Source organism: Streptomyces sp. NPDC006134, from assembly GCF_040628835.1.
Classification (GTDB): domain Bacteria; phylum Actinomycetota; class Actinomycetes; order Streptomycetales; family Streptomycetaceae; genus Streptomyces.
On sequence record NZ_JBEXTV010000033.1, the window covers coordinates 33,433 to 56,100 of the forward strand.

At 75.0% G+C, this 22,668-nt stretch carries 20 protein-coding genes; 4 read left to right on the forward strand and 16 right to left on the reverse strand.

What is annotated here, in order from left to right; genetic code table 11:
- Positions 1-35: 35 nt before the first annotated feature.
- The 9 genes from ABZ340_RS21845 to infC form a co-directional block, all read right to left on the reverse strand.
- A complete protein-coding gene (locus ABZ340_RS21845) occupies positions 36-1,376 on the reverse strand; it encodes a transcriptional regulator (protein ID WP_358783462.1) in 1,341 nt (446 codons plus the stop codon).
- A gap of 299 nt (positions 1,377-1,675) precedes the next feature.
- On the reverse strand, positions 1,676-2,728 hold the full coding sequence (locus ABZ340_RS21850; protein WP_358783463.1) for a PP2C family protein-serine/threonine phosphatase: 1,053 nt from the start codon (positions 2,726-2,728) through the stop codon (positions 1,676-1,678).
- A gap of 349 nt (positions 2,729-3,077) precedes the next feature.
- Positions 3,078-5,600 carry a phenylalanine--tRNA ligase subunit beta gene (pheT, locus tag ABZ340_RS21855; RefSeq protein ID WP_358783464.1) on the reverse strand — a complete coding sequence of 841 codons (2,523 nt, stop codon included), beginning with the start codon at positions 5,598-5,600 and terminating at the stop codon, positions 3,078-3,080.
- Positions 5,600-6,676 (reverse strand): phenylalanine--tRNA ligase subunit alpha, encoded by a 1,077-nt coding sequence (pheS, locus tag ABZ340_RS21860; RefSeq protein ID WP_358783507.1) that lies wholly within the window; start codon positions 6,674-6,676, stop codon positions 5,600-5,602. Before pheS ends, pheT begins: the two co-directional genes overlap by 1 nt.
- 174 nt (positions 6,677-6,850) lie before the next feature.
- Complete coding sequence (locus ABZ340_RS21865; protein WP_358783465.1) at positions 6,851-7,999, reverse strand: ATP-binding protein; 1,149 nt, start codon at positions 7,997-7,999, stop codon at positions 6,851-6,853.
- A gap of 50 nt (positions 8,000-8,049) precedes the next feature.
- Complete coding sequence (locus tag ABZ340_RS21870) at positions 8,050-8,910, reverse strand: RNA methyltransferase (protein ID WP_358783466.1); 861 nt, start codon at positions 8,908-8,910, stop codon at positions 8,050-8,052.
- A 100-nt stretch (positions 8,911-9,010) separates the two neighbouring features.
- Entirely contained in the window at positions 9,011-9,394 is a 384-nt protein-coding gene (gene rplT, locus ABZ340_RS21875; RefSeq protein ID WP_003977226.1) for a 50S ribosomal protein L20, read from the reverse strand.
- 100 nt (positions 9,395-9,494) lie between these two features.
- The gene (rpmI, locus tag ABZ340_RS21880) at positions 9,495-9,689 is read right to left on the reverse strand and encodes a 50S ribosomal protein L35 (protein ID WP_003977225.1); all 195 of its coding nucleotides are present in this window, start codon (positions 9,687-9,689) and stop codon (positions 9,495-9,497) included.
- 113 nt (positions 9,690-9,802) lie between these two features.
- Positions 9,803-10,456: a translation initiation factor IF-3 gene (gene infC, locus ABZ340_RS21885; protein WP_164397799.1), complete on the reverse strand. Its 654-nt coding sequence runs from the start codon at positions 10,454-10,456 to the stop codon at positions 9,803-9,805.
- Between the two features lie 402 nt (positions 10,457-10,858).
- Here infC and ABZ340_RS21890 point away from each other — a divergent pair, with 402 nt between their 5' ends.
- Positions 10,859-11,215 (forward strand): DUF1844 domain-containing protein, encoded by a 357-nt coding sequence (locus ABZ340_RS21890; RefSeq protein ID WP_358783467.1) that lies wholly within the window; start codon positions 10,859-10,861, stop codon positions 11,213-11,215.
- A 33-nt stretch (positions 11,216-11,248) separates the two neighbouring features.
- Here ABZ340_RS21890 and ABZ340_RS21895 read toward each other — a convergent pair whose 3' ends face one another.
- From ABZ340_RS21895 to ABZ340_RS21905, 3 genes are all read right to left on the reverse strand, one after another.
- The gene (locus tag ABZ340_RS21895) at positions 11,249-11,980 is read right to left on the reverse strand and encodes an SseB family protein (RefSeq protein ID WP_358783468.1); all 732 of its coding nucleotides are present in this window, start codon (positions 11,978-11,980) and stop codon (positions 11,249-11,251) included.
- 106 nt (positions 11,981-12,086) lie between these two features.
- Positions 12,087-13,262 (reverse strand): type VII secretion-associated serine protease mycosin, encoded by a 1,176-nt coding sequence (gene mycP, locus ABZ340_RS21900; RefSeq protein WP_358783469.1) that lies wholly within the window; start codon positions 13,260-13,262, stop codon positions 12,087-12,089.
- On the reverse strand, positions 13,259-14,947 hold the full coding sequence (locus ABZ340_RS21905) for a hypothetical protein (RefSeq protein ID WP_358783470.1): 1,689 nt from the start codon (positions 14,945-14,947) through the stop codon (positions 13,259-13,261). The genes mycP and ABZ340_RS21905 overlap by 4 nt, the downstream gene beginning before the upstream one ends.
- A gap of 278 nt (positions 14,948-15,225) precedes the next feature.
- Between ABZ340_RS21905 and ABZ340_RS21910 the strand changes: the two genes are divergently transcribed.
- A complete protein-coding gene (locus ABZ340_RS21910; RefSeq protein ID WP_358783471.1) occupies positions 15,226-16,428 on the forward strand; it encodes an amino acid deaminase/aldolase in 1,203 nt (400 codons plus the stop codon).
- A 19-nt stretch (positions 16,429-16,447) separates the two neighbouring features.
- Here ABZ340_RS21910 and ABZ340_RS21915 read toward each other — a convergent pair whose 3' ends face one another.
- The 3 genes from ABZ340_RS21915 to ABZ340_RS21925 form a co-directional block, all read right to left on the reverse strand.
- Positions 16,448-17,254 (reverse strand): 3-oxoacyl-ACP reductase, encoded by an 807-nt coding sequence (locus ABZ340_RS21915; protein ID WP_358783472.1) that lies wholly within the window; start codon positions 17,252-17,254, stop codon positions 16,448-16,450.
- Positions 17,251-18,624: an aldehyde dehydrogenase family protein gene (locus ABZ340_RS21920; RefSeq protein WP_358783508.1), complete on the reverse strand. Its 1,374-nt coding sequence runs from the start codon at positions 18,622-18,624 to the stop codon at positions 17,251-17,253. The genes ABZ340_RS21915 and ABZ340_RS21920 overlap by 4 nt, the downstream gene beginning before the upstream one ends.
- 81 nt (positions 18,625-18,705) lie before the next feature.
- Entirely contained in the window at positions 18,706-20,070 is a 1,365-nt protein-coding gene (locus tag ABZ340_RS21925) for a glutamine synthetase family protein (protein ID WP_358783473.1), read from the reverse strand.
- Between the two features lie 131 nt (positions 20,071-20,201).
- Here ABZ340_RS21925 and ABZ340_RS21930 point away from each other — a divergent pair, with 131 nt between their 5' ends.
- The gene (locus ABZ340_RS21930; protein ID WP_358783509.1) at positions 20,202-20,912 is read left to right on the forward strand and encodes an FCD domain-containing protein; all 711 of its coding nucleotides are present in this window, start codon (positions 20,202-20,204) and stop codon (positions 20,910-20,912) included.
- 100 nt (positions 20,913-21,012) lie between these two features.
- The gene (locus ABZ340_RS21935) at positions 21,013-21,705 is read left to right on the forward strand and encodes a gamma-glutamyl-gamma-aminobutyrate hydrolase family protein (protein WP_358783474.1); all 693 of its coding nucleotides are present in this window, start codon (positions 21,013-21,015) and stop codon (positions 21,703-21,705) included.
- Between the two features lie 23 nt (positions 21,706-21,728).
- Here ABZ340_RS21935 and ABZ340_RS21940 read toward each other — a convergent pair whose 3' ends face one another.
- Positions 21,729-22,664, reverse strand: coding sequence for a LysR family transcriptional regulator (locus ABZ340_RS21940; RefSeq protein WP_358783475.1), 936 nt, complete (start codon positions 22,662-22,664; stop codon positions 21,729-21,731).
- Positions 22,665-22,668: the final 4 nt, after the last annotated feature.

A 22,668-nucleotide genomic window follows, 5' to 3' on the forward strand; every position in this document is an offset into this window, starting at 1 on the left:
CCGGGCGCAGATCCCGCATCGTGGCGGACCGCGGATCACAGCGGTACGCGCAGTGCCCCGTCGATGAGCTCGGCCGCCTCCGCCGTGCCGGCGCAGCCGCTGCGCGCGAGATGCTCGCGTACCGCCCGCAGCCGGTCGCGCAGGCGCTGGGACTCCATGCCGCGGGCCCGCTCGGCCATCTCCACCGCGGTCGCCACGGCCCGGTCGGCGTCGCCCTGCCGCAGTTCGATCGTGCTGAGCATGGCGAGCCGGTGCACCCGGCCCCGGTCGTGGGCGGGGTTGTCCACGGCCGCCGCGGCGTGCTCCCGCGCGGCGGCGAGCTCGCCGAGGCTGAGCAGCGCCTCCGCCACCTGGACGTTGACCAGGCCGGGCTGCACATAGCCCGTCTCGTCGGGTTCGTACCCGCGCCGGATGCGCTCGGCGGCCTGCTCGGCCCGCCGGATGCAGGACAGCGCACTGGAGCCGTCACCGAGGTGGGCGTACGCCTTGGCCTGCATCGCGTACAGGTCCGAGGCGAGCGCCGGGGTGATGTGCTTGCCGGCGGTGCGCAGGGCGGCCTCGGCGAAGGCGACGGCCTGGCGGTACTCCTTCATGAACAGCGCCTGGTTGACCAGCAGCGCGATGACGTAGGCGCCCAGGCCGCGGTCGCCGCTGGCCTTCGCCAGGCGCAGCGCCTGGTGGAAGTAGCGCTGGGCGAGGCCGTGCGCGTCGGAGTCGTAGGCGCAGATGCCCGCGATGGCCACCAGCCCGCCCGTGGCCCGGTGCAGCTGGCGGCCCGTGGCGTCGGTGTAGCCGCCGCGCAGCAGGGGGGCGGCCTCGGCGTTGAGGAATCCGACGATCCGGGCGCGCGTCGCGATGCCGCCGGCTTTGCGGTACATCTGCTCGTAGTGGGCGCGGGCGGCGCGCAGCGTCTCGATGTCGGCCGGGGTGACCCGGTGCCGGCCGCCGCGGGAGACGTCCGTGTCCTCGGGCGGGTTCTCCCACTCCCACACCGGCATCACGGCGGGCGTGCCGGTGACCGCGGGCGCGCCCAGCAGGTGGGGGCGCCGCTGCTGGTCGGAGCGCCACAGCGCGGTGGCGCGTTCGACGAAGCCGGACAGCGCGCCGGTGTGCGGGGCGGACGGCCCGCCGGGCACGCCGAGGCCGATGTCGTCGAGGGTGACGGGCCGCTGGAGCCGGGCCGCGAGCACCTCGCAGATCAGGTCGGGCACCTGGCCGCGCGGGCGCTGCCCCTTCAGCCAGCGCGCCACGGCGGTGTGTTCGTATCTGAGGGCCAGACCGCGTTCGCGTCCGGCCTGGTTGACGCGTGCGGCGAGTCCCGCGTGCGAGATCCCGGCCTCGTCCAGGATCGCGTCGAGGAGAGTGTTGGGCTGCATGGGTGCCCCCCGGGTGGCTGGTGCCGTCAGAGTAGTGGGTCCGTCTTCGGAGCGGTCCCGGCTTCGCACAGGCTGTTTCACACGGGGTGTGAACGGAGTGCGCGAATCCGCGCCGTGCGCGCGCTGTCGCGGAGCGTGGTGGGCCGGTTGACTGAACTGCCTCGCAAGAGGCCGGCCGGGCCGTCGGCTCCCCCCTCCCTACGCGGCGGCCCGTGCACGCCGTCCGCCCGGCCGACTGCCCGACACTCCGTGGCGGGGCGGACGGCGGCGCCGGTGGCACCCGCGCGGGGCGCGGCCCGCTACCGCAGCTGGTTGGTCGGCTGCGGACAAGGCGTGGTGTGGCCCGCCCGCGCGGCCGTGCCGCGAGGGCCGCCGTCGGGGGGCGCCGTCGGGGCTCGGTCGTTGCGCAGCATCAGCAGGGCGACGTCGTCGGACGGGGCGCCACCCGTGTGGCGCAGGAGGGCGGTGAGCACCGTGGTGAGCAGGGCCTGGGGTGGGGCCTGCGGATCGCGTACGGCGTGCGCCAGCACCTCGGGGAGCGAGAAGAAGCGCCCCTCGGCATCCCGCGCGTCCTCCGCGCCGTCCGTGTGCAGCAGGAGCGCCTCGCCCGGCAGGAGGCGGCCGCAGGGGGTGACGGGCAGCTCGGCCGGGAGGGGGAACAGCCCGAGCGGAGGCAGGGGTTCCGCGCAGGCGAGCGGTTCGGCCCGGGGCCCGGCCAGGCGGTACGGCCAGGGGTGGCCGCAGTTCAGGGCGCGGACCTCGCCGTCCGGGCCGATCTCCAGCAGCAGGACGGTGACGAACTCCTCGGCGACCGGGTTCGCCGGGGGCAGGCCCGAGGAGGGGTGCTCGGCGCGGGCGCGTTCGCGCAGGTGCCGGGCGAGGGCGCGGTCGAGCCGGCGCAGGACGCGGTCCAGTTCCGGTTCGTCGTACGCGGCCTCGCGGAAGCTGCCGAGCACGGCGGCGGCCGTGCCGAGGGCGGCGATGCCGTGGCCGCGGACGTCGCCCATCACCACCCGTACGCCGTACTCGGTGGCCACGGCCTCGTACAGGTCGCCGCCGATCGCGGCGCCGGGGTCGGCGGAGAGCTGGGCGGCGGCGACGCTCAGCCCGTCGATGCGCGGGGGCGGCGGGCGCAGCAGCACCCCTTGGGCGGCGCCCGCGATCCGGCGGGCCTGGCGCAGTTCGCGCAGCAGCGTGCGCCGGATGTGCAGGACCAGCCCGGTGCCGACGACGAAGAGCACGGCACTGCTGACGAGCCGGGCGCCGATCCCCTCCTGGTGGGCGAGCGGGCAGGTCAGCCGGTAGGTGACCGCCACCGCACCCCAGGTCGCGGGGAGGCCGAGGCGCAGCATCCGGCGCCGTGGTGGCCGATCGGCCTGGCGCGCGGCCCGGCGGACGGCTCTGCCGACGGCCTCGCGCAGATCCCTCCGGCCCGTCCCGGGGGCGGGCGCCGGGTGGTTCGTCCGGGGCCGCCCTGTCCTGCGGGGAACCCCAGCCCTGATGCGGATCATGCCGATGGCCCCCCATGTAGGCCCTGACAGCACAGACGGACCGGCCTCGAAAGGCCGGTCCGATTCTGTCGACCGCATGGCCCGAAAGGGCCGGATCGCCCAGGGATCTCACTCGATCGTGTGAGGTGACTGTCACGCTCCCGAGGGGCGTGGGAGCGCCGCGGCCGGGCCACCGCGCTCCCACGTGCGCCTAGCCGCGCAGCACGGCTCCCGTGCGCTCGCCCGCCAGGGCGACCGCGGCGTCGCGGGCCGCCGACGCCTCGTCGACGGTCAGCGTCCGGTCCGCCGCGCGGAACCGCAGCGCGTACGCCAGGGACTTGCGGCCCTCGCCGAGCTGGCCGGCGTTCTCGTAGACGTCGAACAGCCGGATGGACTCCAGCAGTTCGCCGGCGCCCTCGCGCAGGGCCGCCTCGACCTCCGCGGCCGGCACGGAGCCGTCGACGACCAGGGCGACGTCCTGCGTGGCGACCGGGAAGGTGGAGATGCCCGGCGCCTGCGGGAGGGCGTCGCCGGCCCGCTCCACGGCGTCCAGGTCCAGCTCCATCGCGCAGGTGCGCGCGGGCAGGCCCAGGGCCTTGAGGACCCGCGGGTGCAGCTCGCCGGCGTGGCCGACGACCCGCTCGGTGCCGTCGAGGGCGACCGCGAGCTCGGCGCAGCGGCCGGGGTGCCACGGCCCGTACTGCCCCTTGCGGACGATCAGCTCGGCGCCGGCCTCGCGGGCGACGGTCCGGGCGGCCTCGACCGCGTCGGCCCAGTCGGCCGGGCGGCCCTTGCCCCACCAGCCGGCCTGCTCGCGGGCGCCGGCGAGGACGACGGCGACGTGGCGCGGCTGGTCGGGCAGCGCGGCGTTCAGAGCGGCGAGTTCCTCGCCGGACGGGCGCCGGTCGACGGGCAGCCGGAGGGCGGCGCGCCGCTCCTCGCGGGGCTGGAACACCAGGCCGGTCTCGAACAGCGCGAGGTCGTGGCTGCCGCGGCCGTCGTTGCGGCGCAGCGCGCCGAGCAGGCCCGGCAGCAGCGACGTGCGCAGCGCGGGCTCCTCGTCGCTGAGCGGGTTGACCAGCTTGACGACGCGGCGGGCCGGGTCGTCGGCGGCCAGGCCGAGCTGGTCGAAGACCTGCTCGCTGACGAAGGGGTAGTTCGGCGCCTCGACGTACCCGGCCCCGGCCAGGGCGCGGCCGACGCGGCGGTGCAGCCGCTGGCGGCGGGTCAGCCCGCGGCCGGCCGGCGGCCTGGGCAGCGTGGAGGGCAGGTTCTCGTAGCCCTCCAGGCGGATGACCTCTTCGGCCAGGTCGTTGGGGTCGGTGAGGTCGGGCCGCCAGGACGGGACGGTGACGATCAGCTCGTCCTGCCCGTACACGTCGCAGCCGATCTCCTGGAGCCGCCGTACGACGGTCTCCCGGCCGTAGGCGACGCCCGCGACCTTGTCGGGGTGGTCGGCCGGGATGGTGATGGTGCGCGGCGCGGACGGGGCGATGACCTCGGTGACGCCGGCCTCGGCGGTGCCGCCCGCGAGGAGGACCAGCAGGTCGACGGTGCGCTGGGCGGCAGCGGCGGCGGCCTGCGGGTCGACGCCGCGCTCGAAGCGGCGGGACGCCTCGGAGGAGAGCTTGTGGCGGCGGGCGGTGCGGGCGATGGAGACCGCGTCGAAGTGCGCCGCCTCGATCACCACGTCCGTCGTCGCGTTCGCCCCGTTCTCGGCGGCATCGTGGTCGGCGATCTCGGTGTTGGCGCCGCCCATGACGCCGGCGAGCCCGATCGGGCCGCGCTCGTCGGTGATGACCAGGTCCTCGGCGTCGAGGGTGCGGGTGACGCCGTCGAGGGTGGTGATCTTCTCGCCGGGCTCGGCGCGGCGCACGCCGATCGCGCCCTGGACCAGATTGCGGTCGTAGGCGTGCAGCGGCTGGCCCAGCTCCATCATCACGTAGTTGGTGACGTCGACGGCGAGCGAGATCGGGCGCATGCCGACCTTCTGCAGGCGGCGCTGGAGCCAGATCGGGGAGCGCGCCTCGGGGCTGAGGCCGGTCACCGTGCGGGCGGTGAAGCGGTCGCAGCCCGTGGGGTCGGCGATCTTCACCGGGTAGCCGTAGGCGTTGGGCGCGGGCACGTCGAGCAGGGCCGGGTCGCGCAGCGGCAGGCCGTAGGCGATGGCGGTCTCGCGGGCGACGCCTCGGATCGACAGGCAGTAGCCCCGGTCGGGGGTGACGGCGATGTCGAGGACCTCGTCGACCAGCTCCAGCAGCTCGATGGCGTCCCGGCCGACCTCGGTCTCCGGCGGCAGCACGATGATGCCCTTGGTGCCGTCGTCGCCCATGCCCAGCTCGTCGCTGGAGCAGATCATGCCGTGCGAGACCTTGCCGTAGGTCTTGCGCGCGGCGATCTCGAAGCCGCCGGGCAGCACCGCGCCCGGGAGCACGACGACGACCTTGTCGCCGACGGAGAAGTTCCGGGCGCCGCAGACGATCTCCTGCGGCTCGCCGGTGCCGTTGGCCCGGCCGACGTCGACGGTGCAGAAGCGGATCGGCTTCTTGAAGCCCTCCAGCTCCTCGATGGTCAGCACCTGGCCGACCACCAGCGGGCCCTTGAGGTCGTGGCCGAGCTGCTCGACCGTCTCGACCTCCAGACCGGCCGAAATGAGCTTGGCCTGGACGTCACGGCCGGTCTCGGTGGCCGGCAGGTCGACGTACTCCCGCAGCCAAGAAAGCGGGACCCGCATCAGATCTCCATCCCGAAGGGCCGGGTGAACCGGACGTCACCCTCGACCATGTCTCGCATGTCTTCGACGTTGTGGCGGAACATCAGCATCCGCTCGATCCCGAACCCGAAGGCGAAGCCGCTGTACTTCTCCGGGTCGATGCCGCAGGCGGTGAGCACCCGCGGGTTGACCATGCCGCAGCCGCCCAGCTCGATCCAGCCCTCGCTGGAGCAGGTGCGGCAGGGCCGGTCGGGGTTGCCGACGGACTCGCCCTTGCAGACGTAGCAGAGCATGTCCATCTCGGCGCTCGGCTCGGTGAAGGGGAAGAAGTTCGGCCGCAGCCGCGTCTTCATGCCCTCGCCGAACAGGGACTGGACCATGTGGTCCAGGGTGCCCTTGAGGTCCGCCATGGTCAGGCCCTCGTCGATCGCGAGCAGCTCGACCTGGTGGAAGACCGGGGTGTGGGTGGCGTCCAGCTCGTCGGTGCGGTACACGCGGCCGGGGCAGATCACGTAGACCGGCAGCTCGCGGTCGAGCGCCGAGCGGATCTGCACGGGCGAGGTGTGGGTGCGCAGCACGACGCCGGACTCGGCGGTGCCGTCGGGGCCGGCCACGAAGAACGTGTCGGCCTCGCCGCGGGCCGGGTGGTCCGGGCCGATGTTCAGGGCGTCGAAGTTGAACCACTCGGCCTCGGCCTCGGGGCCCTCGGCGACCTCGTAGCCCATGGCCACGAAGATGTCCTCGATGCGCTCCGACAGCGTGGTCAGCGGGTGGCGGGCGCCGGCCGGGACACGGTCGTAGGGCAGCGTGACGTCCACGGCCTCCTCGACCAGGACGCGCGCGTCCCGCTCGGCCTCCAGTTCCTCCTGACGGGCGGCGAGGGCCTTGTTCACGGCACCGCGGGCCATGCCGACGCGCTTGCCGGCCTCGGCCTTGGCGTGCGGGGGCAGGGCGCCGATCTCGCGGTTGGCGAGGGCCAGCGGGGAGGCCGGGCCGGTGTGGGCGACCTTCGCCTCGTGGAGCGCGTCGAGGGAGTCCGCGGCGGCGAAGGCGGCGAGCGCCTCGTCCCGCATGCGCTCGATCTCTTCCGGTTTCAACGCCTCGACCTCGACAGGGTCGTACGACTTATTGGGTGCCGACATCTCTTCCCGTGCTTCCGATTGGCTGGCTGGTGGTCCCCGTCACCGACTCACAGGGCGGCGTGCAGGACACAAAGGTGCCAAAGGCCGAGTCTAACGGGGTGGGGGTGGACGGATGAGCCCGCGGGCTGCTCAGGTCAGATAGGCCGGAGCGCTCACGGGCAGCGTAAATCGGAACTCGGCGCCGCCGCCGGGGGCGCGGCCGACCGTGATGGTGCCGCCGTGGGCCTCGACGATGCCCTTGACGATGTAGAGCCCGAGGCCGGTGCCGCCGCGCTTGCTGCCCCGCCAGAAGCGGGTGAAGACGCGGTTCATGGACTCCTCCGGGATGCCGGGCCCCTCGTCGCTCACCGTGACCGACGTGCCGGTGTCCTCCCCCTCCCGGGGGGACGGCGCGGGCGTGACGTCGATCGTGACAGTTCCCTCGCCGTGCCGCACGGCATTTTCGATGAGGTTGCTGAGCACCTGGTCGATCTTGTCGGGGTCGGCCCACAGATCGGGCAGGGGCTGCTCGACGCGGAGCAGGAAGCGGTCGGCGGGCTGGCCGGCGGCGACGTAGGCCTGGATGTGGCGGCCGACGGCGGCGCCGATGTCGACGGGCTGGCGGCGCAGCTCCAGCCGCCCGGAGTCGATGCGGGAGATGTCGAGCAGTTCGGCGATGAGCCGGGTGACGCGGTCGGCGTCGGCGTCGACGGTCTCCAGCATCAGCCGTTTCTGCTCGTCGGTGAACCTCTCCCACTTGGCCAGCAGGGTGGCGGTGAAGCCCTTGACGGAGGTGAGCGGGGAGCGCAGTTCGTGGGCGACGGTGGCGATCAGCTCGGCGTGGCTGCGCTCGGTGCGGCGGCGGGCCTCGGTGTCGCGCAGGGTGACGACGACGCGGCGGACGGGGCCGGTGGGCCGGGTGCGGACGTAGCGGGCGCAGACGAGCACCTCGCGCCCGCCGGGCAGCAGCAGGTTGCGCTCGGGCTGGCGGACGCGGATGGCGAGCCCGCCGTAGGGGTCGGTCAGCTGCCACCAGCGGCGGCCTTCCAGGTCCTCCAGCGGGAGGGCCGTCTCCAGTGGCTGTCCGAGGGCGTCGGCGGCGCGCCGGGCGGTGATGCGCTCGGCGGCGGCGTTGAAGCAGATCACCCGCCCGTGCTCGTCGGCGACGACGAGGCCGTCGGGCAGGTCGTCGGGGCCGATGCCCAGGCCCGCGAGGTCGGCGAGGTCACCGGGCGGCCGGGGCGCGGGCGGTCGCCGCGCCTCCCGTGATCCCGGTGCGCTGCTCGTGCCGACGCTCATCCCCGTACCCCACCTCTCCGCCGTGCAGGGGCCCCGAGCAGGTCACCCTACTAGCTCTTGGTGACGGAGCGGCACCCTCCGGCGGCGCGCTGTGCACGCGCGGACGCGTACAGGCAGACGGCGGCGGCGGTGGCGAGGTTCAGGCTCTCGGCCGTGCCGTGGATGGGGACGCGGACGACGGCGTCGGCGAGGGCGCGGGTCTCCTCCGGCAGCCCCCAGGCCTCGTTGCCGAAGACCCAGGCGGTGGGCCCGCCCATGGTGCCGCGGTCGAGCTCGGCGTCCAGGTCGCACTCGCCCGCGCCGTCGGCGGCCAGCACGCGGACGCCGGTGTCCTTCAGCCCGGCCACGGCCCGCTCGACGGGGACGCCGACGGCGACGGGCAGGTGGAACAGGGAGCCGACGGAGGCGCGCACGGCCTTGGGGTTGTACAGGTCGACGGAGGCGTCGGTGAGGACGACGGCCTCGGCTCCGGCGGCGTCGGCGCAGCGCAGCACGGTGCCGGCGTTGCCGGGGTCGCGGACGTGGGCGAGGACGGCGACGAGCTGGGGGCGGGCGGCGAGGATGTCGTCGAAGGGGGTGTCCAGGAACCGGCAGACGCCGACGAGTCCCTGCGGGGTGACGGTGGTGGAGATGTCGGCGATGACCTGCTCGGCGGCGAGGTGGACGCGGGCGCCGGCGTCGCGGGCGGCGCCGATGATGTCGGCGTAGCGGTCCGCGGCCTCGGGGGTGGCGAACAGTTCGACGAGCGGGGAGGTCCCGCCGGTCCGGTGCGTGGCCGCCTCCCGTACCGCCTGCGGCCCCTCGGCGAGGAAGAGCCGTTCCTTGCCCCGGAAGTTCCGCTTGGCCAGCCGCCGTGCGGCCAGGACGCGCGGGGAGCGGGGGGAGATCAGCTCGGGGGAGGCGGGGGGCATGCGGTTCACCTTGGGGTTCGGCGGTTCACGGACACGGCAGGACCCGCAGGCCGGGCCGGCCTGCGGGTCCCTTTCGTCACGTCGGCTCAGGGCCGGCGCGTCACGCGGCCTTCGGCGCGTTGACGTCGCTCGGCAGCGCCTTCTGGGCGACCTCGACGAGCGCGGCGAACGCGTTCGGGTCGTTGACGGCCAGCTCGGCGAGGATCTTGCGGTCGACCTCGACGTTGGCGGCCTTCAGGCCCTGGATGAAGCGGTTGTACGTGATGCCGTTGGCGCGGGCAGCGGCGTTGATGCGCTGGATCCACAGCTGACGGAAGTCGCCCTTGCGCTTCTTGCGGTCGTTGTAGTTGTAGACCAGCGAGTGGGTGACCTGCTCCTTGGCCTTGCGGTACAGGCGCGAGCGCTGACCGCGGTAGCCGGAGGCCTGCTCGAGGATCGCCCGGCGCTTCTTGTGGGCGTTGACTGCCCGCTTGACGCGTGCCACTTGTTAACTCCTTGTAGCGGGGCCGCGGTGGTGCTCACGCGGCCCGGAATCGATGGGGTCCCGGTCCTGACGTACGGCGCTCAGAGAAGGCGCCGCCGCGTCACTTGCCGAGAAGCTTCTTGATCTTCGCGGCGTCGCCCGGGGCCATCTCGGCGTTGCCGGTGAGGCGACGCGTCACGCGGGACGACTTGTGCTCGAGCAGGTGGCGCTTGCCGGCGCGCTCACGGAGCACCTTGCCGGAGCCGGTGATCTTGAAGCGCTTACTGGCACCGCTGTGCGACTTGTTCTTCGGCATAGCGCCGTTCTCTCCTCGTCGGTGGCGCTCCGGTGCCCGGTCACGAACAACCGGGCACGGTGGAGCGTCGCTCTTGTTTCGGTTACGTCCTTGGGGGCTCGCGCCCCCGGGGATCACGCCTCGGCGGAAGCGTCGGCCGGGGCCTCGGCGTTGGCGGCGCCGGGGTCCGCGGCGTTCATCGAGCGGCCGGGGTTGGCCTTCGCTTCGGCCTTCCGGGCTTCCTGCGCCTGGCGAGCCTCGGCCATCGCCTCGGTCTTCTTCTTGTGCGGACCGAGGACCATGATCATGTTGCGGCCGTCCTGCTTCGGGTTCGACTCGACGAAACCGAGGTCCTGGACGTCCTCCGCGAGGCGCTGCAGCAGCCGGTAGCCCAGCTCGGGCCGGGACTGCTCGCGACCACGGAACATGATCGTGATCTTGACCTTGTCGCCCTGCTTGAGGAACCGGACGACGTGACCCTTCTTGGTGTCGTAGTCGTGCGGGTCGATCTTCGGCCGGAGCTTCATCTCCTTGATGACCGTGTGCGCCTGGTTCTTGCGCGCCTCACGGGCCTTCATGGCCGACTCGTACTTGAACTTCCCGTAGTCCATGAGCTTGCACACGGGCGGACGGGCGTTCGCCGCGACCTCGACGAGGTCGAGGTCGTACTCCTGCGCAAGCTCCAGGGCCTTGGCAAGCGGGACAATCCCGACCTGCTCGCCGCTGGGACCGACAAGTCGCACCTCGGGAACGCGAATCCGGTCGTTGATGCGGGGCTCGGCGCTGATGGATCCTCCTCGGTAGCACCACGCGACGGTCTGGCGGACAGCCGCGTAACGTCTGTGTTCGTTAGACCTAACCGCGCCGAGACAGAAAAAATGCCCCGGACGATCACAACGGGGCTCCGCGAACTACCGGAACACCGCCGCGTGACCGCGGGGCGCGCTTTCGGGCCGGTCGCCGCAGGAGCGGGACCGCCTGACCGGTGACCCGCCGTCCCGGGGGACGGCCAGGTGGGAGTTCGGAAGCCTCCACTTGTGGGTCGGGCGCCGTCGCCGTGGGGCAGTGCCCTGGCATGACGTCCGACCGGTCGTTACACCAGGTTAGCAGTTCCGGGATGCGTGCGCTAACCCGGTGTCTCCCGGCCGCCTGCTGTCAAGAGGACCCGCGGCGGGCCCTATCGTGTGGGCATGAGTGAGACCCCTCCTGAGACGCCCGACTTCGACGCCATGACCCGCGACATCGCCGAGGTCCCGGCGGTCGAGGTGATCGTGACGGTCGCCGTGAACCTGATGAGCGCCGCCGCGGTGAAGCTCGGTCTGACCGAGGAGGGTGACGCGCACAAGGACCTGGACGAGGCCCGCAAGCTGGTGCACGCGCTGGCCGGTCTGCTGGACGCGAGCGCGACCGAGATCAGCTCGTTCCACGCGGCGCCGCTGCGCGACGGCCTGAAGTCGCTGCAGCTGGCGTTCCGCGAGGCCTCGCTCGTCCCGGACGAGCCGGGCCAGGGTCCCGGGGAGAAGTACACGGGCCCCGTCTACGGCTGACCCGCCCGGTCGACCGCCTGATTCACCGACGCTTCACCGACGTACGTACAAGGGCTCGCCCGGCGGCGTCGCTCCGGCCGGCAGCAGTGCCAGGTCGAGGCCGCGCACCAGGCGGGCCCTGAGCGTTTCGTCGGCGGCCAGGCGCCCGGCGACCGCGCGGGCGGCCTCGGCCGGCGCGGCGGCGGGGTCGAGGACGAGGGCGAGGGTGCCGTCGGCCTGTCCCGGGCCGAGGTGGGCGCGCAGGACGGCGGGCTCGGCGGCCACGGCGCCGCGCACGGCCTCCACGACGGCCGGGTCGGCGAGCGGGTCGGTCGTCGTACGGCCCTCCGCGAGCGCCAGCAGCGCGGGCCCGGTCAGTTCGAACGGGACCGGTCCGGCCAGGTCCAGCACGATCGTGTCGGCCTTCTCGTGCGCGGCGGCCTGGAGGGCCTGGTGCAGGGGGACCGCGACGGGGCGGGCCGCCGGGTCCCAGCGGGCGAGGGTGTCGGTGGAGGTGAAGGCGGGCAGGGCGGTGCGGCCCGCGGCCTTCAGGGTGGGGACGGCCATCTCGCTGGTCTTCTCGCGGCGCAGCCCCCTCTCGTCCTCCTCGACCTCGCCGAGCACGGCCACGACGGGGACGAGCAGCCGGGCGCCCTTGAGGGCCTGAAGGACCGGGCCGACGGCGGTGCGGTCCTCGGCCCAGGCGGCGAGCGCCGCGCTCAGCCGGGGGTCGGCGGAGCCGTCGTCGTCGGAGAAGCCGGAGTCGGGGATGTTCTTGTTCGCCACGGTCCCCGACCCTATCGGGGGGAGGCGGCGGGGTTCGTGCGGGTCCGTCCGGGGGCGCCGGGGCCGGTGTGGCCGGGTGTGCCGGAGGCCGGCGTGGCCGGGTGCGTCAGAGGCTGTCGTGGCGGGTGCGGCGCCCGCGCCACAGGACGGCCGCCGTGACCAGCAGGACGCCGCCGGTGCCGCCCGCGAGCGGGGCCGCCCAGGCGGCGGTGCCGTCCTCGGCGTGGTCGGTGTCCGGGCCGGGGCCGAAGTACTCCTCGCCGTACGCCGCCGGCTTCAGGCCCTCCGGCTTCAGGCGGCCGGCGGCCTCGATGGCGGCGGCGGGGTCGATGAAGCCGAAGCCGCGGGAGTCGTCGCGGCCGTCGGCGGGGGCGTCCCGGGCGGTGTCTTCGAGGAGCCGCTTGACCTGGGCGGGGGTGAGGCCGGGGTGGGCCGCCTTGAGGAGGGCGGCGGCGCCGGAGACGAACGCGGCGGCGGCGCTGGTGCCCCAGCCCTCGTAGTAGCGGTGGTCGGGGTCGGCGATCACGATGTCGACGCCGGGGGCGCTGACGGTGGCGTACCAGCGGCGGGTGGAGAAGGAGGCGCGGGTGCCGTAGCGGTCGACGGCGGTCGCGGCGATGACGCCCGGGTAGGCGGCCGGGTAGGAGATGTGGTCGCCCTTCTCGCCGCCGTTGCCGGCGGAGGCGACGACGGTCACGCCCTTCCGCAGGGCGTACTGGATCGCCTCGTCCTCGGCGGCTTCGGGGTGGGCGGAGGCCGAGTCGTCGCCGAGGGAGAGGTTGATGACGTCGGCGCCGTGGTCGGCGGCCCAGCGGATGCCGTCGGCGAGGGCGTTGCCGCGGGTCTTGCGGGCCTCGGCGCGGGAGGGGTCGGCGTCCTCCAGGATGACGCGCACGGGCAGGATCTTCGCCTCGGGGGCGACGCCCATGACGCCGTCGGCGCCGCCGGGGCCGTGTCCGTGGCCGGCGATGATCCCGGCCATCGCGGTGCCGTGGCGGGCCCAGGCGCGGTCGCCCTGCTTCGCTCCGAAGCCGACCATGTCCTTGCCGGTGAGGACGTTTCCGGCGAGGTCGGGGTGGTCGGCCTCGACGCCGGTGTCGAGGACGGCGACGGTGACGCCCTCGCCCTTGGTGGTGCGCCAGATCTGCCGGGTGTGCAGGGCGTCCAGGGCCCACTGCTTGGCGCGGATGCCGTCGGCGTACGCGGTGGTGGGCGGGACGAGGGCGAGGGCGGCGGCGAGGAGGACGCCGAGGGCCGCGGCACGGCGGGACGGGACGGTCACGAGGGCTGCTCCGTGGCGGAGGCGGCGTGCTTGCGCAGGCTCCGTTCGATGCGGTCGGCGAGGCCGCGGGCCTCGTGGCCGAGGCCGGCCTGGGCGGGGGCGGTGGTGGCGCCGGACTCCATGGCCTCCTCGGCGGGCTGCGGGTCGTCGACGGTGCGGCCGTCGGCCCAGCCGGAGACGGCGTAGACGACGACGGGGGCGTCGGTGAGGACGGAGACGGTCCACGAGGCCCGCTGCCCGGCGCCGAAGCCGGCGGCGGCGGTGCCCTTCGCGGCGTACGGCAGAGGCATGAGGTCGCTGCGGCGGGCCAGGCCCTCCTTCTCGAAGCGGCGGGCCAGCGAGGCCGTCGTGGCGGCGTCGGCCCGGGTGAAGAGCAGGCCGACGGTGGTGACGTGGCTCTGGGTGGCGTCGGTGTAGGTGGCGCGCAGCAGGCGGGCGCAGCCGGCCGGGGCGAGGACCTTGCGCAGCAGCGGGTCGAAGGCGTCCGCGCAGCCGCTGTCCGGGGCGACGGCGATCCGCGTCCAGGTGCGGTCGGCGCCGCCGGGGCCGGCGCCCCGGCCCTGGACGGTCGGCGGGAAGAGCCGGTCGACCGGCACGCTGTGCCACAGGTCCCCGGCCGCGGCGAACGCGCCGCGGGCGCCGTCCTCCCCGCCGTCCCCGGTGAGCCAGCTGCCGGTGACGGCGCCGCCGACGAGGCCCACTCCGAGGACGAGGCAGACGGTGGCCGCGACGATCTGGGGGCGCCCCCGGCCGCCGAAGCGGCGGGGCCGGGCCTGCCCGTCGTACGCGCCGTACTGCTGGGGCGCGCCGTACTGCTCGGGCGGCGGGCCGAACGGTGTGAGGGGGCGGCCGACGCCGGGGGCGGGCGTGTTCCGGGGCTGGGACTGGGGCCGGGGAGCCGGGGTGGCGGGGACCGCGCCGGTGGATATGGGAGGGGGCGTGTGCCCGTCGCCCGGGCCGCCGCGTTCGCCCCGCGCGCCGTTGGGCGCGCCCGTGCCGCCGAGGGCGGCTCCGGCCGGGACCGGGCGCAGCCGGGCGGTGGTCTCGGAGGGCCTCTCGGCGGGGCGGCCGGTACGGGGCGCCGGGTGCGGTGGAGCGGTGGTGGCCCGGGGCCGCGGCTCGCCGGTGCCGTCGGTGGGGCGCGCCGGGCGCAGCTCGGTGGTCGTCTCGGACGGCGTCTCGGGGGAGGCGCCGGGGCGGGGTGCCGGTGCCTGCGGCCGCCCGTCCGGGCGGGTGGGTACGGCGGTACCCGGGACCGGCGGGCCGGGCGTCCCGCCCGGTGCCCGGGAGCCGACCGCCGGCGGCGCGTCCGGGAAGCGGGCGGACGCCGGGGGCGGCGGAGGAGGTGGAGGAGGCGTGGGACCTGCGGCCGGGACACGGGTGTCCGCGGTGCCGGAAGGGACCGGCGCGGGGGCCTGCGGCGGGGGCACGGGGGTGCCGGGGCGCGACGGGGTCACGGCGCCGGAAGGGACCGGTGCGGGGTGGCCCGTGGCGGCCGGCTGCGGCGCGGGGGCCTGCGGCGGGGGCATGGGGCCGGGGTGCGGGAGCCGGGTGCCGGGGGCGTCGGCGGGAGCCGGTGCGGGGCGGCCCGTGGCGGCCGGCTGCGGCGGGCGCTCGGGGGTGCCGGGGCGTGGCGGGGTCGCGGGGCGTGGGGGGAAGGAGGCGCGTCGCGCGTCCGTGCTCATGCACCCCCCGTTTCCTCGTGCCCGGGCCGCTGCGTCTTCCTCGTGCGCGGGCGCGGGTCCTCCTGCCCTGGCCCGGCGGGCACTGCTCCTGCCGGACACGCATACCCGCACGACCGGACCGTCATCCCGGTACGGACCTCCGGCAGGAGTCGTTCCGCCGTGCGTGCGCGTCACTTTACGGCGTGCCGCCCCCCGGAGGGGAACCGGTCCGGGCGACCGCGGCTTTGGCCCGGATCGTCCCCCTACCCTGCGGTAATCCTGTCTGGCAGGCTGCGTTCATGACCGCGCGCCCCGCCGACCGGGCCCGTTACGACCGGGCCACCGCCCATCTCGACGCCCCGCTGGCCATCGTCGACCTGGAGGCGTTCGACGCCAACGCCGACGACCTGGTCCGGCGTGCCCGGGGCAAGCCGATCCGCGTCGCCAGCAAGTCCGTGCGCTGCCGTGCGCTGCTCGAACGCGTCCTGGCCCGGGACGGGTTCGCGGGCGTCATGTCGTTCACGCTGGCCGAGTCGCTGTGGCTGGCGCGGTCCGGTGTCGAGGACGTACTGCTCGCCTATCCGTCGGCGGACCGGGCCTCCTTCGCCGAGCTGACCGCCGATCCCAAGCTGGCCGCGGCCGTGACCGTGCTGGTGGACGACCCGGCGCAGCTGCGGCTGATCGACGAGGCGCGCGGGAACGGCCGTGAAGAGGTGCGGGTCTGCCTGGAGTTGGACACGTCGCTGCGGCTGCTGGGCGGGCGGGTGCGCGTCGGGGCCCGCCGCTCGCCGCTGCACTCCCCCGCGCAGCTCGCCGATCTGGCCCGCCTGGTGGACCGGCGGCCGGGGTTCAGGGTCGTGGGGCTCATGGCGTACGAGGGGCACATCGCCGGGGTCGGGGACGCGGTGGCGGGCCGGCCGCTGCGGTCGCGCGCGGTCCGGCTGATGCAGGCCGCCGCGCGCCGGGAGCTGGCCGGGCGGCGGGCCGAGGCGGTGCGCGCGGTGCGGGCGGTGGTGCCGGACCTGGAGTTCGTCAACGGCGGCGGCACGGGCAGTGTGCAGCACACCGCGGCGGAGGCGGCGGTCACGGAGATCGCCGCCGGGTCGGGGCTGTACGTGCCGCGGCTGTTCGACGACTACACGTCGTTCAGCGGCCGTCCCGCGGCCCTGTTCGCCCAGCCCGTCGTACGGCGGCCGGGGATGGGGGTGGTGACGGTCCTCGGCGGGGGGTATCCGGCCTCCGGGGCCCCCGGGGCGGACCGGCTTCCGGAGCCGTATCTGCCCCAAGGGCTGCGGTACGACCCCCGGGAGGGGGCCGGCGAGGTGCAGACGCCGCTGCTCGGTTTCCCCGCCGACGACCTCCTCGTCGGGGACAAGGTGTGGTTCCGGCACGCCAAGGCCGGTGAGCTGTGCGAGCGGTTCGACGCGCTGCACCTGGTGGAGGGCGACCGGGTGACGGCGACCGTGCCGACGTACCGCGGCGAGGGCCGTACGTTCCTCTGAGCGCCGTCCGGGCACCGGCCTACAGGGGGGTGACGTAGGCGCCGGAGATCCCGCCGTCCACCAGGAAGTCGGTGGCGTTGACGAAGGAGGAGTCGTCGCTGGCCAGGAAGGCGACGGCGGCGGCGATCTCCTCGGCCTCGGCGAACCGGCCGACGGGGATGTGGACGAGGCGGCGCGCGGCGCGCTCCGGGTCCTTGGCGAACAGCTCCCGGAGCAGGGGGGTGTTGACCGGGCCGGGGCACAGGGCGTTGACGCGGATGCCCTCGCGGGCGAACTGCACGCCCAGTTCGCGGGAGAGGGCGAGGACGCCGCCCTTGGACGCCGTGTACGAGATCTGCGAGGTCGCCGCGCCCATGCGGGCCACGAAGGAGGCGGTGTTGATGATGGAGCCCTTGCCCTGGCGCCGCATGTAGGGCAGGGCGGCCTTGCAGCACAGGTAGACGGAGGTGAGGTTGACCTCCTGGACGCGCCTCCACGCCTCCAGGCCGGTCTCCAGGATGGAGTCGTCGTCGGGCGGGGAGATGCCGGCGTTGTTGAAGGCGACGTCGACGCTGCCGTAGGTGTCGTACGCCGCCCGGAACAGGGCCTCGACCTGTCCGGGGTCGGTGACGTCGGCCCGGACGAAGGTGCCGCCGGTCTCCTCGGCCGCCGCCTTGCCGCGCTCCTCGTCGATGTCGCCGCACACCACGTGGGCGCCCTCGGAGGCGAGGCGGCGGGCGGAGGCGAGGCCGATGCCGCTGCCGGCTCCGGTGACGACGGCGGTGCGGCCGGCCAGGCGGCGGCAGACGGCGTCCGGGGTCTGTGGGGCTGGGGTCTGCGCGGTCACTGTGCGGGGCCCTCCGTGCTGATGAAGACGTTCTTGGTCTCGGTGAAGGCGGTCAGGGCGTCCGGGCCGAGCTCGCGGCCGAGGCCGGACTGCTTGAAGCCGCCGAACGGGGTCCAGTAGCGGACGCTGGAGTGGGAGTTGACGGACAGGTTCCCGGCGCGGACGGCCTGGGCGACGCGCAGGGCGCGGCCGACGTCGCGAGTCCAGACCGAGCCGGACAGGCCGTAGTCGGTGGCGTTGGCGAGGCGGACGGCGTCGGCCTCGTCGTCGAAGGGGAGGACGACGGCGACGGGGCCGAAGACCTCCTCGACGGCCACGCGTGCGCGGGGGCCGACGCCGGTGAGGACGGTGGGCGGATACCAGAAGCCGGGGCCCTCGGGGGCCTTGCCACGGATGCCGGCGGCGTCCTCGGGGACGTAGGAGCGGACCCGCCGGAGCTGGCGGCGGGAGATCAGCGGACCCATCTGGGTGCGCTCGTCGGCCGGGTCGCCGACGACGACGGACTCGACGGCGGGGGCGAGCAGGCCGAGGAAGCGGTCGTGGACGGCGCGCTGGACGAGGATGCGGGTGCGGGCGCAGCAGTCCTGGCCGGCGTTGTCGAGGAAGGACATGGGGGCGGCGGCCGCGGCGGCCTCCAGGTCGGCGTCGGCGAAGACGATGTTGGGGCTCTTGCCGCCGAGTTCGAGGGTGACGCGCTTGAGGTGGGCGGCGCCCTTGGCCAGCACCTGTCTGCCGACCGCCGTCGACCCGGTGAAGACGATCTTCGCGACGCCGGGGTGGGTGACGAGCGCGTCGCCCGCGACCGGGCCGTGGCCGGGCAGCACCTGGAACAGGTGTTCCGGCAGTCCGGCGGCCAGGGCGAGTTCGGCCAGGCGCAGGGCGGTGAGCGGGGTGGTCTCGGCGGGTTTGAGGAGGACCGCGTTGCCCGCCGCGAGGGCGGGGGCCGTGCCCCAGGCCGCGATGGGCAGGGGGAAGTTCCAGGGGGCGATGACGCCGACGACGCCGAGCGGTTCGAGGATCGTGACGTCGAGGCCGCCGGGGACCGGGATCTGGCGTCCGGTCAGCCGCTCCACTCCCCCGGCGGCGTAGTCGAGCAGGTCGCGGACGTTGGCCGCCTCCCAGCGGGCGTTGCCGAGGGTGTGGCCGGCCTCCTGGACCTCCAGGCGGGCCAGCTCTTCCAGGTGGTCGTCGACGGTGGCGGCGAAGCGGCGCAGCAGCCGGGCCCGGTCGCCGGGGGCGAGGGCGGCCCACCTGGCCTGCGCCCGCGCGGCCCGGGTGACGGCGGCGTCGACGTCGGCCGGGCCGGCGGCGGGGACGGTGGCGACGGTCTCCTCGGTCGCGGGGTTCAGGACGCGCAGCTCACCGGGCAGGTCGTCGGAGAGTTCGTCGGAGAGTTCGTCCGAGAACTCGTCGGAAGGTTCGTCGGGCAGGGCATCGGACACGAGAGGGCCTCACATGCGTTCGAAGGAGCGGCGCAGCTCCCAGTCGGTGACGGCGGCGTCGAAGGCGTCCAGTTCGACGCGGGCCATGTTCCGGTAGTGGGCGACGACCTCGTCGCCGAAGGCGGCATGGGCGAGGGGGCTGTTCTCCCAGAGCCCGGCGGCCTCGCGCAGGGTGGTCGGGACGTGCGCGAAACCGGCGGTGTAGGCGTTTCCGGGGCAGGGCTCGGGCAGCTCCAGCTTCCGCTCGACGCCGTACAGTCCGGCCGCGACCATCCCGGCGACCGCCAGGTAGGGGTTGACGTCGCCGCCGGGGAGCCGGTTCTCGAAGCGCAGGGAGCGGCCGTGGCCGACCACGCGCAGGGCGCAGGTGCGGTTGTCGTGGCCCCAGGCGACGGCGGTGGGGGCGAAGGAGCCGGGCTGGAACCGCTTGTAGGAGTTGATGTTCGGGGCGTAGAGGAGGGAGAAGTCGCGCAGCGCGGCGAGCTGTCCGGCGAGGAAGTGCCGCATGAGGGCGGACATGCCGCCGGGCCCGTCCCCGGCCATGACGCTGCGGCCGTCGCCGTCGGCGAGCGAGAGGTGGATGTGGCAGGAGTTGCCCTCGCGTTCGTTGTACTTGGCCATGAAGGTGAGGGAGACGCCCTCCTGGGCGGCGATCTCCTTGGCGCCGGTCTTGTAGATCGCGTGCTGGTCACAGGTGACGAGGGCCTCGTCGTAGCGGAAGGCGATCTCGTGCTGGCCGGGGTTGCACTCGCCCTTGGCGGACTCGACGGTGAGGCCGGCGCCGGCCATCTCGTTGCGGATGCGGCGCAGCAGGGGCTCGACGCGGCCGGTGCCGAGGACGGAGTAGTCGATGTTGTACCGGTTGACCGGGGTCAGCCCCCGGTAGCCGGCGTCCCAGGCCTGCTCGTAGGTGTCCTTGAAGACGATGAACTCCAGCTCGGTGCCGACCCGGGCGGTCAGGCCGTGCCCGGCGAGGCGCTCCAGCTGGCGGCGCAGGATCTGGCGGGGCGCGGCGGCGACCGGGGAGCCGTCGCCCCAGGCGAGGTCGGCGACGAGCAGCGCGGTGCCCTCGTTCCAGGGGATACGGCGCAGGGTGTCCGGGTCGGGGTGCAGGGCGAAGTCGCCGTAGCCGCGGTCCCAGGAGGACATGGCGTAGCCGTCGACGGTGTTCATCTCGGCGTCGACGGCGAGGAGGTAGGTGCAGCCCTCGGTGCCGTGGTGGAGGACCTCGTCGAGGAAGAAGCGCGCGGCGAACCGCTTGCCCTGGAGGCGTCCCTGCATGTCGGGGAAGGCCAGGACGACGGTGTCGATGTCCCCGCCGGCGACGAGGGCGTGCAGTTCCTCGACGCCGAGCGGCGCGGTGCGGTCTGCCACGGGAGAGCCTCCTTGGGGCTGCTGCGCGCTGGGCCGGCCGGGAGCCGTGAACCGGCCCTTAAGGTATGGCCGGGAACCATTGCTTGGGAAGGGGGCGCGTCCGCGTGGCGGAGGAGAGGGGCGGCGGCACGGTGGCGGACCGGCTGGCGCCGGTGCTGCGGCCGGTGCGCGCGGGCAACGGCTTCGAGGAGGCGCTGGAGCAGATCCTCCAGGTCGTGCGGCTGGGGCTGGTGGCGGAGGGCGAGCGGCTGCCGGCCGAGCGGGAACTGGCCGAGCGGCTGGGGATCAGCCGGGTGACGCTGCGCGAGGTGCTGAGGGTGCTGCACGAGCAGGGGCTGGTGGAGTCGCGGCGCGGGCGGTACGGCGGAACGTTTGTGCTGCCGCGGGCGGACGCGGGCGGCGAGGACGAGCTGCGGCGCCGGGTCGCCGGGGTCGACCTGGAGGACGTCCTGCGCTTCCGGGAGGTGCTGGAGGTGGGCGCGGCCGGGCTGTGCGCCGCGCGCGGCCGGGACGGCGGACGGGCCAAGCGGCTGCGGCGGGCGCTGGCCGGGACGCACGACGTGGCGCCGGCCGGCTACCGCCGCGCGGACACGATGCTGCACCTCACCCTCGCCGAGCTGTGCGGATCGCCGTCGCTGGCCGCGCAGTACGCGGCGGTGCGGGCGACGGTGAACGGCCTCCTCGACTGCATCCCCCTGCTGGTCCGCAACCTGGAGCACTCCCAGCGCCAGCACACCGCGCTGGTCGAGGCGGTGCTCGACGGGGACGAGGACGGGGCGCGGGAGGTCATGCGGGAGCACTGCGCGGGGACGGCGGCGCTGCTGCGCGGGTTCCTGGCGTGAGCGCGTGCGTGAGGGCGAGGGCGGGAGCCGTGGGCCCCGCCTTGCCGTGCCGCGGGCGCTTCGGCAAAGGTATGGGATCGGTCCATTGCAGGGAGGTCGGGTGACGGGCAGGCCGCTGATCGGCGTCAGTACGTACCTGGAGTCCGGGACGCGCTGGGGCGTGTGGGAGCTGGAGGCGGCGCTGCTGCCCGCCGGGTATCCGCGGCTGGTGCAGCGGGCGGGCGGCCTGGCGGCGATGCTCCCGCCGGACGCGCCGGAGCACGCCGGCGCGGCCGTGGCCCGGCTGGACGGGCTGGTGATCGCGGGCGGCCCGGACGTCGAGCCGGCCCGCTACGGCGCCGTACCCGACCCGCGCACCGGCCCGCCCGACCGGGCCCGGGACGCCTGGGAGCTGGCCCTGATCGACGCGGCCCTGGCGCGGGACGTCCCGCTGCTGGGCATCTGCCGCGGCATGCAGCTGCTGAACGTCGCCCTCGGCGGCACCCTCGTCCAGCATCTCGACGGCCACGCCGAGACCCCGGGCGTCTTCGGCCGCCACCCCGTCGTGCCGGTCCCGGGCACGCGGTACGCCGCCGTCGTCCCGGAGGAGATCTCCGTACCGGTCTTCCACCACCAGGCGGTGGACCGCCTCGGCGCGGGCCTGGTGGCGTCGGCGCACGCGGCGGACGGGACGGTGGAGGCCGTGGAGCTCCCGTCCGGCCCCTGGGTGCTGGGCGTGCAGTGGCACCCGGAGATGGGCGAGGACGTACGGGTGATGCGGGCGCTGGTGGAGGCGGCCGGGGCGCCGGGCTGAGGCCGCACCCGCGCGCCGGGGTCTCATCCGCGCGTCAGGGACAGCAGCTCCCGGGCCGGGCCCGCCGGGCGGTGGCCCGTCGGCCAGACGGCGCGCAGGTCGCGGGCGAGGGAGACGTCCGCCACGGGGACGCTCACCAGGCGCCGCATCGCCAGCTCCTCGCCGACGGCGAGTTCGCTGAGGACGGCGGGGCCGGCGCCGCCGACCGCCGCCGCCTTCACGGCGGTGGTCGAGGAGAGCTCGATCAGCGGGCGGGCGAGGCCGCCCAGGGCGGCGTCGAGGACCTGGCGGGTGCCGGAGCCCTTCTCCCTCAGGATCAGCGGGGTCGACGCGAGCTCCTCGGCGGCCAGCGGGCGCCGGCGGCGGGCCCAGGGGTGGGCGGGGGCGGTGACGACGATCAGCCGGTCGTGGCCGATCACCGTGGAGTCCAGGCCGGAGGGGACACTGAGCCCCTCCACGAACCCGAGGTCGGCCTCGTCGGCCAGCAGCCGCTGGGCCACCGCCGTCGAGTTCCCGGCCAGCAGCGACACCGCCGTGTCCGGCCGCTGGGCGCGCAGCGCGAGCAGCCAGCCCGGCAGCAGGTACTCGGCGATGGTCATGCTCGCCGCCACCCGCAGCCGCGAGTCCCTGCGGTCCCTGAGCGCCTGCGCCCCCGCGTCGAACGCCTCCGCCGCCTCCACGATCCGCCGCGCCCAGTCCGTGACCAGCGCGCCGGCGTCGGTGAGCCGGGACCCGCGCGGCGAGCGGTCCACCAGGGCGACGCCCAGCTGGCGTTCCATGGAGCGGATGCGGCTGCTGGCGGCCGGCTGGGTGATGCCGAGCTCGCGCGCGGCCCCGCCGAGACTGCCCAGCCGCGCCACCGCCAGCAGCAGCTCCAAGGCTCCGAGGTCCGGCACCCGGTGGGCCAGCGAACCGGTGGGCGTCCGCGCGGAGTCCTCCCGTTCTGCCGTGTTGCTCATAACC

Excerpts from the sequence above, each read along its gene's own strand:
- ABZ340_RS21865 (WP_358783465.1), bottom strand. The coding sequence starts at position 7,999 with ATGAGCGTCGGCACGAGCAGCGCACCGGGATCACGGGAGGCGCGGCGA.
- ABZ340_RS21850 (WP_358783463.1), bottom strand. The coding sequence starts at position 2,728 with ATGCTGCGCCTCGGCCTCCCCGCGACCTGGGGTGCGGTGGCGGTCACC.
- ABZ340_RS21905 (WP_358783470.1), bottom strand. The coding sequence starts at position 14,947 with ATGAGCACGGACGCGCGACGCGCCTCCTTCCCCCCACGCCCCGCGACC.
- ABZ340_RS21910 (WP_358783471.1), top strand. The coding sequence starts at position 15,226 with ATGACCGCGCGCCCCGCCGACCGGGCCCGTTACGACCGGGCCACCGCC.
- rpmI (WP_003977225.1), bottom strand. The coding sequence starts at position 9,689 with ATGCCGAAGAACAAGTCGCACAGCGGTGCCAGTAAGCGCTTCAAGATC.
- ABZ340_RS21940 (WP_358783475.1), bottom strand. The coding sequence starts at position 22,664 with ATGAGCAACACGGCAGAACGGGAGGACTCCGCGCGGACGCCCACCGGT.
- ABZ340_RS21845 (WP_358783462.1), bottom strand. The coding sequence starts at position 1,376 with ATGCAGCCCAACACTCTCCTCGACGCGATCCTGGACGAGGCCGGGATC.
- ABZ340_RS21890 (WP_358783467.1), top strand. The coding sequence starts at position 10,859 with ATGAGTGAGACCCCTCCTGAGACGCCCGACTTCGACGCCATGACCCGC.
- pheT (WP_358783464.1), bottom strand. The coding sequence starts at position 5,600 with ATGCGGGTCCCGCTTTCTTGGCTGCGGGAGTACGTCGACCTGCCGGCC.
- ABZ340_RS21870 (WP_358783466.1), bottom strand. The coding sequence starts at position 8,910 with ATGCCCCCCGCCTCCCCCGAGCTGATCTCCCCCCGCTCCCCGCGCGTC.